The 571-nt window shown below is 71.1% G+C and carries 1 pseudogene; it reads right to left on the bottom strand.

Annotation, left to right across the window (positions count from 1 at the left end):
* Positions 1-445 (bottom strand): annotated as a pseudogene (locus QWZ14_RS28945) (hypothetical protein); the annotation flags it as partial.
* Positions 446-571: the final 126 nt, after the last annotated feature.

Raw genomic sequence — 571 nt, 5'->3', positions numbered from 1 at the left:
GCTGCTCCGCCAGGGGATCGGGCTCAGCGCGCGGCGGCACAGTCACCACCGGCACCGGTGCGGGAAGGGCGGCAACCGGCGCGACGACAGGGACCGGTGCGTCACCAAGGCTCACGACGGGCTGTGGTGCCGCGGGCAGCACGCCGTAGCGATCGAGGGTGGGCGACACTGGCGCGGTCGCGGCGACGGCCGGGGCATCCACCGACAGGCCGAATTCGGCCGGCCCTGGCTGCAGCATCCCGACAGTCAGGACGCCTGCCACGCCACAGACGGCGAGGGCCGTCGTGGCACAGAACGCTTTGCGCTGGGACACGAAGGCAGGCAGCGCTCGCCAGAGGCTTAGGCTATCCGCGGCCTCCGGGGGAGGCGGCGCCGGTGCCGGGGACGCCGTCTGCTCGATTGGCTCCTCCCTCGGCAGGCGCAGGTGGCTGGCATGCATATCCATGACGGAACCTCGCTGGTTGTGAGCCGAATGTCCGGGGCCGCGGCGCGAATGCCGCCGGCTATTCCTCGACCTCAAGCGAGGTGCGGAACATGATGCCGAGTTCGGCGCCAGCATCGATGTAGACGG

Source organism: Paeniroseomonas aquatica (assembly GCF_030409335.1).
Classification (GTDB): Bacteria; Pseudomonadota; Alphaproteobacteria; order Acetobacterales; family Acetobacteraceae; genus Belnapia; species Belnapia aquatica.
Note: the sequence above shows the minus strand (reverse complement) of the source record. Positions and strands in the feature narration are given on the sequence as shown.